Origin of the sequence: Paraburkholderia sp. J67 (assembly GCF_905220265.1) — a bacterium.
Classification (GTDB): Bacteria; Pseudomonadota; Gammaproteobacteria; order Burkholderiales; family Burkholderiaceae; genus Paraburkholderia.
Genome location: NZ_CAJMZK010000013.1, coordinates 181979 through 193285, shown reverse-complemented (window position 1 = coordinate 193285; position 11307 = coordinate 181979). Strand labels below are relative to the sequence as shown.

The following is an 11307-nucleotide window of genomic DNA, read 5'->3' as shown; positions in this document are numbered from 1 at the left end:
CCCGGGCGCCGATGCGCTCGTGATCGTCACCGAGTGGACGGCGTTCAAGGCGCCCGATTTCGAAGCGCTGAAGGCGGAACTGAAGACGCCGCGCATCTTCGACGGACGCAATCTCTACGAGCCGGACGCGATGGCTGAGCACGGTTTTGACTATTACTCGATTGGGCGCCCCCATGTCAGACACGCAAGCGACGCAACCCCAGCAGCCTGACCACGCGATGCTCGCGCCTGCTGTGCAGGCCGTGCCGCGCGCGCAGTTCGGCCAGTCGCGCGTGCTGGTGGTGGGCGACGTGATGCTCGACCGCTACTGGTTCGGCGACGTCAACCGCATTTCGCCGGAAGCGCCGGTGCCCGTGGTGCACGTACAGCGCCAGGAAGATCGCCTCGGCGGTGCGGCGAACGTCGCGCGCAACGCGGCGGCGCTCGGCGCGCAGGCGGGACTGCTGTGCGTGGTCGGCCATGACGAGCCGGGCGAGCGCATTGTCGAACTGCTCGGCGAAAGCCATGTGAACGCGTATCTCGAACGCGATCCCGCGCTGCCGACCACCATCAAGCTGCGCGTGCTCTCGCGCCAGCAGCAACTGCTGCGGGTGGACTTCGAGAACACGCCTGCGCATGAGGCGCTGCTCGCGGGCCTCGCGCGCTTCGACGCACTGCTGCCCACGCACGACGTGATCCTCATGTCGGACTATGCGAAGGGCGGCCTCACGCACGTCACGCAGATGATTTCGAAGGCGCGTGCGGCGGGCAAGTCGGTGTTGGTCGACCCGAAGGGCGACGACTGGGAGCGCTATCGCGGCGCGAGCGTCATCACGCCGAATCGCGCCGAGTTGCGCGAGGTCGTGGGCACGTGGAAATCGGAAGAAGATTTGCTGGCGCGCGTGACGAAGCTGCGCACCGACCTGCAATTCGACGCGCTGCTGCTCACGCGCTCGGAAGAGGGTATGACGCTCTTTTCCGCGGACGGCGTGCTGCATACGCCGACCGTTGCACGCGAAGTGTATGATGTCTCGGGCGCCGGCGACACGGTGATCGCAACCGTCGCGGTCGCACTGGGCGCGGGTCTCTCGCTTCAGGAGGCCGTCGCGCTCGCCAACCGGGCAGCCGGCATCGTGGTCGGCAAGCTGGGTACCGCCACCGTCGATTACGACGAACTCTTTCAATGACGTTGCACGCGTAGTTGCTCATCGGCACACCTTTGAGCTCGCAGGCCGGGATTTCTGGAGAGTTTTCCCGGCCTCGCGTGAACTTCATCACCGCAGAAATACCATGACCATCATTGTGACCGGCGCGGCCGGCTTCATCGGCAGCAACATCGTCAAGGCTCTCAACGAGCGCGGCGAAGACCGCATCATCGCCGTCGACAATCTCACGCGTGCCGACAAGTTCAAGAATCTGGTCGATTGCGAAATCGACGACTACCTCGACAAGACCGAGTTCGTCGAACGCTTCACGCGCGGCGACTTCGGCAACGTGCGCGCGGTGTTCCACGAAGGCGCCTGTTCGGACACGATGGAAACCGACGGCCGCTACATGATGGACAACAACTTCCGCTACAGCCGTGCGGTGCTCGACGCCTGCCTCGCGCAGCGCGCGCAGTTCCTCTACGCGTCGTCGGCGGCGATCTATGGCGGCTCGACGCGTTTCGTCGAAGATCGCGAAGTGGAAGCGCCGCTGAATGTGTATGGCTATTCGAAGTTCCTGTTCGACCAGGTGATCCGCCGCGTGCTGCCTACGGCGCAAAGCCAGATCGCGGGCTTCCGTTACTTCAACGTGTACGGTCAGCGCGAGACGCACAAGGCGCGCATGGCGTCGGTGGCGTTCCACAACTTCAACCAGTTCCGTGCGGAAGGCCGCGTGAAGCTGTTCGGCGAGTACAACGGTTATGCGCCGGGCGAGCAGACGCGCGACTTCGTGTCGGTCGAGGACGTCGTGAAGGTCAACCTGTTCTTCTTCGATCACCCCGAGAAGACCGGCATCTTCAATCTGGGCAGCGGCCGCGCGCAGCCCTTCAACGATATCGCCACGAGCGTCGTCAACACGTTGCGCGCCATCGACGGCAAGCCTGCGCTCACGCTCGAAGAGCAAGTCAAGGAAGGTCTGATCGAGTACGTGCCGTTTCCGGACGCGCTGCGCGGCAAGTACCAGTGCTTCACGCAGGCCGACCAGACGAAGCTGCGCGCAGCGGGCTACGACGCGCCGTTCCTGACGGTGCAGGAAGGCGTCGATCGCTACGTACGTTGGCTATCCGGCCAGGTGTAAGCGCAAGTCGTCTCTCCCTAAACTGGACTCTCCTCGCCGGCGATGGTCGCCGGCGTTGGCTATCAACGGAGATCCAGCATGATCAGGAAATTTCTCGCTCTGGCGGCACTCCTCGCCGCATTCGGCCAGGCGTTCGGCGCCGTGGACGTCAACACGGCCAATGAGGACGCGCTGCGCGGCATCAAGGGCATCGGGCCCGCGCGGGCCAAGGCCATTCTCGACGAACGCGGCGCGCATGGGCCGTTCAAGGACGCCTCCGATCTCGGCAAGCGGGTGAAGGGGCTGGGCGGTCACACGGTCGAGCGTTTGCAGGCCGAAGGATTGTCGGTCGGCCCGGGTGATGGCAAGGCGCCGCAGACGGCCAATGCCGCAGCGAAGGACGCGAAGGGCGCGGCCACGAAGGGTGGCGGCGCACCGGCGGCGACGGGCACCACCACGGTCGCGGTCAAGAAGTAGCGTTTGCGTTCGCCTTTACCGCGCTGCATGCCTCGGGTGGCGCGGGTGCCGTTCCCTTCAGGTGTCGCCACGGTGTCGCGCAAGCCACTACGGCGACGTTGAACCCGCAGTTCAGGCTGCGGGCTTTTTGCGCACACGCCGACCCTCATGCCAGGATGGGCTGTCAGGGCGGCCCTGCGCGGGCAGGCTGCGTAGTTTAGAATCGAAAGATCACGTAATTCGCCTGACCGTCACCTCTATGCCATACAAGACCATTGAAGACACGATCGGCAATACGCCGCTCGTGCAGCTCGTCCGTCTGCCGGACGACGAAATCCGCGCTCGCAACAACATCGTGCTGGCCAAGCTCGAGGGCAACAACCCGGCGGGATCGGTCAAGGACCGCCCGGCGCTCTCGATGATCCGCAAGGCGGAGCAGCGCGGCCGCATCAAGCCGGGCGATACGCTGATCGAAGCCACGAGCGGCAATACCGGCATTGCGCTCGCGATGGCTGCGGCCATTCGCGGCTACAAGATGGTCCTGATCATGCCGGAAGACCTCTCGGTCGAACGTCGCCAGAGCATGGCCGCCTACGGCGCCGAAATCCTGCTCACGCCGGTCAAGGGCGGCATGGAATACGCCCGCGATCTCGCCGAGCAGATGCAGCGCGACGGCAAGGGCATCATCCTCGACCAGTTCGCCAACCCGGACAATCCGCTTGCGCACTACGAAGGCACCGGCCCGGAACTCTGGCGCGACACCGAAGGCCGCATCACGCACTTCGTGTCGTCGATGGGCACGACGGGCACGATCATGGGCACGTCGCAGTTTCTGAAAGAGCAGAATGCGGCGATCGAGATCGTCGGTGCGCAGCCGGAAGAGGGCTCGCGCATTCCCGGCATCCGCAAGTGGCCCGAGGCTTATCTGCCGAAGATCTTCGACCGTAGCCGCGTGGACCGCGTCGAGAACGTGAGCCAGGCCGCCGCCGAAGCGATGGCACGCCGCCTTGCTTCCGTCGAAGGCATCTTCGCGGGCATTTCGTCGGGCGGCGCGTGCGAAGTCGCATTGCGTCTCGCACGCCAGGTCGAAAACGCGACGATCGTATTCATCGTCTGCGATCGCGGCGACCGTTATCTGTCGACGGGCGTGTTCCCGGCCTAAGCAAGCCGGCATCGCCGTTAAACCGGCTCGCTCGAATGCAAACGGGCGGTCTGTCCTGTGAGACAGACCGCCCGTTTTTTTTGCGGTTCTTTTGTGATGCGAAGCCTTATTGCGGCTGCTTCAACTGCTGCAATTGCTGCGGCGTGAGCGTCGTCGTACCGTTCGACGGGCCGTTGCTCACGGACGGTCCCGAGTCCGCATCCGCGTCCGCACCGGCATCCGTGCCTGCCTGTGTCGCCAGCATCTGCGCCTTCACGCGCATGCCCAGCTGATACACGGAAAGCGCGTAGAAGAAGCTGCGGTTATAGCGCGTGAGCACGTAGAAGTTCTTAAGGCCGAGCATGTACTCGGTTGGGCGTCCCGGCGTCGGCAGGTCGATCACCGTCACGGGCGTGCCGCCTTCGGCGGCGAGGTCCAGGTTCGGCTCGTTGAGCACGAGGCCCGAGCGCAGCAACTGCACGAGCGGCCAGCGCGGGTCCGGCTTGCCGTCGGCGGCGGCCTGGGCGATGCCCTGGCTGCCAGGATCGCTCGCGATCTTCCACACCACGGGGCGACCCGATTCCCAACCGTTCTGCTTCAGATAATTCGCGACGCTGCCGATCGCATCCGGCGTGCTAGAACGCAGGTCGATATGGTGATCGCCTTCGTAGTCCACGGCGTATTGCACGATGCTGCTCGGCAGGAACTGCGGAATGCCGATCGCACCCGTGTACGAGCCCAGCACCGAGGACGGGTCGATCTGCGCACCGCGCGTCCACACCAGGTAGTCTTCGAGATTCTTGCGGAACGTCGCCATGCGGTCGGCGCGGTTGGGCGTATCCGGATAATCGAAGGTGAGCGTCGTGAGCGCATCGAGCACGCGGAAGTTGCCCATATAGCGACCGTAGATCGTCTCCACGCCGATGATGCCGACGATCACCTCGGGCGGCACGCCGAACTCGTCGGCGGCGCGTTGCAGCGTCGCCTGGTTCGCACGCCAGAACTTCACGCCCGCGTTGATGCGCACGGTGTCGAGAAAGCGCGACTGATACGCGCGCCAGTTCTTCGTGCCCGGCGTGGGCGACGGCGTGACCAGCTTCACGGCCGTGGCCGAATAGCTTGCGCTCGAGAACAGGGCGTGCAGCGCATCGGCGTTGAAGTCGTAGCGCGCGACCATGTCGTTGATGAACGCATCGACATTCGGGTTGTTCGCATAGCGCTGCGGCACGATCTCCTCTTCGAATGTCGAACCTTGCGAGGCGGATTGCGGCTGCGCCTGGGCGAGCGTCACGGGCTTGCGCTTCGTGGCCGAGGTGGCTGAAGTGGCCGACGTTTGCGCCTGCGCGGCGCCAGTCCACAGCGCGGCCGCGGCGCAGAGCGCGAGGGCGAAGGACGTGATGCGCGGATGGCCGGAAGCGGGCAGGGCGGACTTGTGCGTCATGGGAGGCGGGCGGATCTGAACGGGGAGAGAGGATCCGGGGCAGTATACCCGAGCGCCCCGCGCGCAATAGCCCTGGGTGGGCGTTCGAGCCGCGCCACACCTCGGGCTCGCGCGCACCTGCTGGCGCATTCGATGCAGGTGCCCTGTGGTAACGTGATGCCTGTCCGCGCTCGCTCGCGGCCCGCGCGACTGTTGCGAATTCCTGCGCAGCAAACCCGACGAAAGACCTGATGGAGACCCGCGTTGCGTGCATGCGCGCGAAGCGGCCAGTACGACACATGACAACCGGCTTTTTCTCGCATCCCGACTGTCTGCTGCATGAAATGGGCGAATGGCATCCCGAATGCCCGGCGCGCTTGCAGGCCATCGAAGACCAGCTCATCGCGAGCCGCATCGACGCGCTGATCGAGCGCGACGACTCTGCGCCGCTCGCCGACGAAGCCGCGCTTCTGCGCGTGCATACGCAGGCGCATATCGACTACCTGCGCCAGCTTGCGCCGCAGGAAGGCTACGCGGCGATCGATCCCGACACCTCAATGAACCCGCTCACCTGGCAGGCCGCCTTGCGCGCCGCGGGCGCGGCCGTCGCCGCCACCGACGCCGTGATCGCGGGCCGCTACGAGAACGCGTTCTGCAGCGTGCGCCCGCCGGGCCATCATGCCGAACCCGCACGTGCGATGGGTTTTTGCTTCTTCAACAACGTCGCAGTCGCGGCGCGTCATGCGCTCGACGTGCATGGCTTGTCGCGCGTCGCCATCGTCGACTTTGATGTGCATCATGGAAATGGCACGGAAGCCGCGTTCGCAGGCGATACGCGCGCGCTCATGTGCAGCATCTTCCAGCACCCGTTCTATCCGTTCTCGGGCGCCGACAACCAGGCGTCGAACATGGTCAACGTGCCGCTGGCGGCGCGCACCCGGGGCATGGAAGTGCGCGAGGCGATCGACATTCTCTGGCTGCCGCGCCTGCACGAATTCAAGCCGGAGATGGTGTTCGTCTCGGCGGGGTTCGACGCGCATCGCGAGGACGATCTCGGCAACATGGGGCTCGTCGAGGACGACTACGCGTGGATCACCGAGCAGATCGTCGATATCGCCAACCGTTACGCGAAGGGGCGCATCGTCAGTTGTCTCGAAGGCGGCTACAACCTCTCCGCGCTCGGGCGCAGCGTGGTGGCGCATCTGCGGGTGATGGCCGGGATCTGACTATCGCGTGCGCTGCCGTAGTCTCGTAGCCGTTCCCAACTTCGAAAGGAGCACGCTGTCATGAGTTCTGCTTCAGCGCTGATCGACGTGACACACGATGCGTATGGCGTGCCCGGCGTCGTGCGTCTCACACTCAACCGCCCCGATGCGTTTAATGCGCTCTCCGACGCGCTCATCGACGTCTTGCAGGCGCAGCTCGCCGATATCGCGAAATCGGATGCGCGCGTGGTGGTGATCGCAGCGGTGGGGCGCGCGTTCTGCGCGGGCCACGATCTCAAGGAGATGCGCGCGACGCCTTCGCTCGATTACTACAAGAGCCTGTTCGCGCGCTGCTCGAAGATGATGCTGGCGATCCAGAAGTTGCCGCAGCCCGTGATCGCGCGCGTGCAAGGCGTGGCGACGGCGGCCGGCTGCCAGCTCGTGGCGATGTGCGATCTGGCGGTGGCCGCCGACACGGCGCGCTTCGCGGTCTCGGGCATCAATCTCGGCTTGTTCTGCTCGACGCCCGCGGTGCCGCTCACGCGCAATGTCTCGCGCAAGGCGGCTTTCGAGATGCTGATGACGGGCGACTTCATCGATGCGCATGCTGCACAACGCGAAGGGCTCGTGAACCGCGTCGTGCCAGCCGAAGCCCTCGACGACGCCGTGACGGCGCTCGCCGCAAGCATCTGTGCGAAACCGCGCGAGGCGGTGGAGGCGGGCAAGGGGCTCTTTTACCGGCAACTGGAAATGGGTATCGAGGCCGCGTACCAGCTCGCCGGGCAGACGATGGCGTGCAACATGATGACGGACCCCGCGCTCGACGGGGTGCAGGCATTCATCGAGAAGCGAGGCGTGAAGTAAAACCCCCTAGCTGCGCTTATCGATCCAGTCGAGCAGCGCACCGATCACGCGCTCGCGATCCAGATCGTTGAGCGTTTCGTGGAAGCTGCCCTCGTAGAGCGTGAGTGTGCAATCGGGCGACCCCACGTGTATGCCGAATGCACGGCTGCCCTCGGGCTCGGTCAGCTTGTCCTCGGTGCCATGCCAGATCAGCACGGGCACGCGCAACTGCGCGCGGCCCGCTTCGATGCGCTTCATGGCTTCGAGCAGCTCCGCGCCGGTGCGCGCGGGAATCGCGCCGTGATGCACGAGCGGATCGGCGCGATTGGCATCGACCACAGCGGCGTCGCGCGCGAGCAGGGCGGCGTCGATCTTCATCGCCGGAAAGCGCGGCCAGATCGCGCTCATCACGCGGCTCGCCGCAATCATCCATGCCGGCACATCGCGGCCAGGCGCCAGCGCAGCGCTCGACAGCAGCAGGCCCGCGAACTTCACGCCGGCGCGCGGCGCGCGCTCGATCGCATAGAGCGCCGCGATCGCGCCGCCCATGCTGTGGCCCATCAAGAAGAGCGGTGTTTTGCGCTTCGTCGCCTGCGCGGCGGCGTGGGCGATGAGCGCCTCGGCGTCGTCGAGATAGTCGTCGAAACGCGTGATGGCCGCGCGCCGGCCGCTTGCGCGCCCGTGGCCGCGCAGGTCGATCGCATAGACGTCGATGCCTGCGGCGTTCAGCCGCGCCGCTAGCGCCGTATAGCGCCCCGCATGCTCGGCGAGTCCATGAATCAGCGCGATGGCCGCGCGCGCCGGCGCGCTGTGCGTGCGCCAGACGTAGAGCGGCAGTTCGGCGCCGTCGCGGGCGCGCAGTGTGACGGTTTCGGCATTGCCATAGCCGCCTGGCGCCACGCGTGGCGGCACGGCGGTCGGCTGGGTTGTCTCCATATGCGCCTCTTTTGCTGGGTCGTTTCGTTATCGTTATCGGTGTCGGGCAGTCGGGGGAGCGTAGCGCCGATCGCGCGAGGTTTCACCGCATTTCGCCGCACCAACCCTCTAATGAGTCCAGGTTATGAAAGTATCGGAATTGATTATTAAAAGGAATTTTGGCCGCCAGGGTAAAATAATGAGTTGATTCCAGTCCAGCAAACGGCGGCAGTCTGCCGGCGCGACGTGGCTTGTGCGGTTGAAAGATCGTTGCAAGGTTCCATCGGCGCGCGGCACACCCCGCCGTTTCGTTTTTTTCATGATCGAAATTCGAAACGTGTTCCAGCGCTTCGCCGGCCCGCAAGGCGGCTGGGTCGAGGCGCTGCACAATGTCAATCTGACGATTCCGCAGGGCGAGGTGTTCGGCATCATCGGCCGTAGCGGCGCGGGCAAGAGTACGCTCGTGCGCACCCTCAATCTGCTCACGCGGCCTACCGAAGGCGACATCGTCGTCAACGGCCGCGCGCTCACGACGCTCTCCAGCGCAGAATTGCGCGAGGCGCGCCGCGAGATCGGCATGATCTTCCAGCACTTCAACCTGCTCTCGTCGCGCACGGTGTACGAAAACGTCGCGCTGCCGCTCGAACTCGCGGGCATGAAGCGCGCGCAGATCGAGGAAGCGGTGTTGCCGCTGCTCGATCTCGTCGGCCTGTCGGCCCAGAAGGATCGTTATCCGTCACAGATCAGCGGCGGCCAGAAGCAGCGCGTGGGCATCGCGCGCGCGCTCGCGAGCAAGCCGAAGGTGCTGCTCTCGGACGAAGCGACTTCCGCGCTCGACCCGGAAACCACACGTGCGATTCTCGACCTGCTGCGCAAGATCAACCGCGAGCTGAACCTGACCGTCGTGATGATCACGCACCAGATGGAAGTGATCAAACAGGTCTGCGACCGCGTGGCCGTGCTCGACGCGGGCCGCGTCGTGGAAACCGGCCCGGTGCTCGACGTGTTCCTGCAACCGCATCACGAAGTCACGCGCGCGCTGCTCGGCGATGTGATCGCCCAGGAACTGCCGCCTACGCTCAAGGCGCGGGTGGTCGAGCGTCTCGCCAAGGGCAACGCGCATCTGCTGCGTCTGGCCTTCAAGGGTTCGGGCGTCGATCAGCCGGTGCTCTCGGAAACGATTCGCCGCTTCGAGCTCGATTTCAACATCCTGCATGGCCAGATCGACGAGATCCAGGGGCAGGCGTTCGGCTCGCTCGCGGTGCTCGCGGCGGGCGATCCGGTGAAGGTGGCGCAGGCGATGACGTGGCTGCGCGAGCAGGGTGTGGTGGTGGAGGAGATGTCCCATGTGGAGTGAAATGTTCGATATGTTCGTCCAGTCGTTCTGGGAGACGCTCATCATGGTGGGCATTTCCGGACTGGTCGGCGCCGCTGTCGGCCTGCCGCTGGGCGTGCTGCTCTATCTGACCGACCGCAACGGCGTGCTGCAGAACGTGGCCGTCAATCGCGCGATGGGCGTGGTCGTCAATGCGGTGCGCTCGACGCCGTTCATCATCCTGCTGGTCGCCGTGATTCCGTTTACGCGTGTGATCGTCGGTTCGTCGATCGGCACGGCGGCCGCCATCGTGCCGCTGACGATTTCCGCCGCGCCGTTCATCGCGCGTCTGGTCGAAACCGCGCTGCGCGAAGTCGATCGCGGCCTGATCGAAGCCGCGCAGTCGATGGGCGCGAGCACCAGCCAGATCGTCTTCAAGGTGTTGCTGCCCGAGTCGCTGCCAGGCGTCGTGGCGGGTCTCACGATTACCTTCATCTCGCTGGTCGGCTATTCGGCGATGGCTGGGGCGATCGGTGGCGGCGGTCTGGGTGACCTTGGTATTCGCTACGGCTATCAGCGCTTCGAACCCGAAGTCATGCTGCTCGTGGTCGTGGTGCTGATCGTGTTCGTGCAGATCGTGCAGTCGTTCGGCGACTGGCTGGTGCGACGTCTGAGCCACAAGTAGGACGCTCACCCGCTTGGGATCGTCCGAATCGACGAGGCTGGCCGTACGCTTTTTCGCTATAGATAGAGGCTTGGGAGACAGGGTTTGGCTATGCAACGTCGTTTCATGATCCGGTTGGCGGCGGCGCTTGGCGCTGCGTCGCTCCTCACACCGTTCGCCGCATATGCCGACGAGACCATCAAGGTGGGTGTGACGGGCGGCCCGCACGAGCAGGTGATGGAAGTGGTGAAGCGGGTGGCGGCGAAGAACGGCCTCGAGATCAAGATCGTCGAGTTCTCGGATTACGTGCAGCCCAATGCGGCGCTGGCCGGCGGCGATCTCGACGCCAACAGCTACCAGCACGAGCCGTATCTGGACGCGCAGGTGAAGGACCGTGGCTACAAGCTGGTGAAGCTGACCGACACGATCACCTTCCCGATGGGGATCTATTCGAAGAAGATCAAAACGCTGGCCGAGCTCAAGCCGGGTGCGCGCATTGCGGTGCCGAACGATCCAACCAACGGCGGGCGCGCCTTGTTGCTGTTGCAGAAGCAGGGCCTCATCAAGCTGCGCGCCGATGCGGGTTTGAAGGCCACGCCGCTCGACATCGTGGATAACCCCAGGAAGCTGAAGATCGTCGAACTGGACGCGGCGCAGATTCCGCGCTCGCTCGACGACGTGGACGCCGCCGCGATCAACACGAACTTCGCGATGCAGGCGGGGCTCAAGCCGCAGCAGGACGCGATCGCGATCGAGGACCCGAAGGGCCCTTACGTGAACATCCTCGCGATCCGTGCCGCAGACCGCAACAAGCCGTGGGCGGCGAAGCTGGCGGCGGCCTACCGCTCGCCGGAGGTCAAGCAGTACATCGAGCAGAAGTTCGGCGGGGCGGTGATCGCCTCCTGGTAATCCTGGTGGGCGAGTCCAGCCGCGACGAATTAGATAGAGAATTCAGTCGGAGCCCGGGCTTGAGCCCGGGTTTTTTTCGACATAAAATCGCACGACCGTTCGCTACTGGTGAACAAGGCAGCAAACCCGCTTAAAAAGGGCGGGAGTGGCATCAAAGCAGGTCGTGCTGGAAAAATGCTGGCGGCGGATGCGCGCGGG

General features: G+C 64.9%; 12 protein-coding genes. 10 read left to right on the top strand and 2 right to left on the bottom strand.

The features are described from left to right. The 5 genes from U5782_RS23500 to cysM all read left to right on the top strand — a co-directional run. The coding region (locus tag U5782_RS23500) for a UDP binding domain-containing protein (RefSeq protein WP_322046262.1) at positions 1-211 on the top strand (211 nt) is incomplete at its 5' end. Next, the gene (rfaE1, locus tag U5782_RS23495; protein ID WP_415914390.1) at positions 174-1166 is read left to right on the top strand and encodes a D-glycero-beta-D-manno-heptose-7-phosphate kinase; all 993 of its coding nucleotides are present in this window, start codon (positions 174-176) and stop codon (positions 1164-1166) included. The genes U5782_RS23500 and rfaE1, both read left to right, overlap by 38 nt. A 103-nt stretch (positions 1167-1269) precedes the next feature. Further along, positions 1270-2262: an ADP-glyceromanno-heptose 6-epimerase gene (gene rfaD, locus U5782_RS23490; RefSeq protein WP_322046261.1), complete on the top strand. Its 993-nt coding sequence runs from the start codon at positions 1270-1272 to the stop codon at positions 2260-2262. Between the two features lie 78 nt (positions 2263-2340). Continuing rightward, on the top strand, positions 2341-2718 hold the full coding sequence (locus U5782_RS23485; protein ID WP_322046260.1) for a ComEA family DNA-binding protein: 378 nt from the start codon (positions 2341-2343) through the stop codon (positions 2716-2718). Positions 2719-2956: 238 nt separating this feature from the next. Continuing rightward, entirely contained in the window at positions 2957-3859 is a 903-nt protein-coding gene (gene cysM / locus U5782_RS23480) for a cysteine synthase CysM (RefSeq protein WP_322046259.1), read from the top strand. A 106-nt stretch (positions 3860-3965) separates the two neighbouring features. Here cysM and mltB read toward each other — a convergent pair whose 3' ends face one another. Then, complete coding sequence (gene mltB, locus U5782_RS23475) at positions 3966-5279, bottom strand: lytic murein transglycosylase B (RefSeq protein WP_322046258.1); 1314 nt, start codon at positions 5277-5279, stop codon at positions 3966-3968. A 278-nt stretch (positions 5280-5557) separates the two neighbouring features. Here mltB and U5782_RS23470 point away from each other — a divergent pair, with 278 nt between their 5' ends. Both U5782_RS23470 and U5782_RS23465 read left to right on the top strand, forming a co-directional pair. Further along, complete coding sequence (locus U5782_RS23470; protein ID WP_322046278.1) at positions 5558-6484, top strand: histone deacetylase family protein; 927 nt, start codon at positions 5558-5560, stop codon at positions 6482-6484. Between the two features lie 60 nt (positions 6485-6544). Continuing rightward, the gene (locus U5782_RS23465) at positions 6545-7327 is read left to right on the top strand and encodes an enoyl-CoA hydratase (RefSeq protein WP_322046257.1); all 783 of its coding nucleotides are present in this window, start codon (positions 6545-6547) and stop codon (positions 7325-7327) included. Positions 7328-7333: 6 nt separating this feature from the next. On the opposite strand, the gene U5782_RS23460 is transcribed toward U5782_RS23465, so the two are convergent. Continuing rightward, the gene (locus tag U5782_RS23460; RefSeq protein WP_415914395.1) at positions 7334-8167 is read right to left on the bottom strand and encodes a lysophospholipase; all 834 of its coding nucleotides are present in this window, start codon (positions 8165-8167) and stop codon (positions 7334-7336) included. Positions 8168-8540: 373 nt separating this feature from the next. Between U5782_RS23460 and U5782_RS23455 the strand changes: the two genes are divergently transcribed. The 3 genes from U5782_RS23455 (at position 8541) to U5782_RS23445 (ending at position 11109) form a co-directional block, all read left to right on the top strand. Then, entirely contained in the window at positions 8541-9578 is a 1038-nt protein-coding gene (locus U5782_RS23455) for a methionine ABC transporter ATP-binding protein (RefSeq protein ID WP_322046255.1), read from the top strand. Beyond that, entirely contained in the window at positions 9568-10221 is a 654-nt protein-coding gene (locus U5782_RS23450; RefSeq protein WP_322046254.1) for a methionine ABC transporter permease, read from the top strand. The genes U5782_RS23455 and U5782_RS23450 overlap by 11 nt, the downstream gene beginning before the upstream one ends. 90 nt (positions 10222-10311) lie before the next feature. After that, positions 10312-11109: a MetQ/NlpA family ABC transporter substrate-binding protein gene (locus U5782_RS23445; RefSeq protein ID WP_322046277.1), complete on the top strand. Its 798-nt coding sequence runs from the start codon at positions 10312-10314 to the stop codon at positions 11107-11109. The last annotated feature ends 198 nt before the right edge of the window (positions 11110-11307 follow it).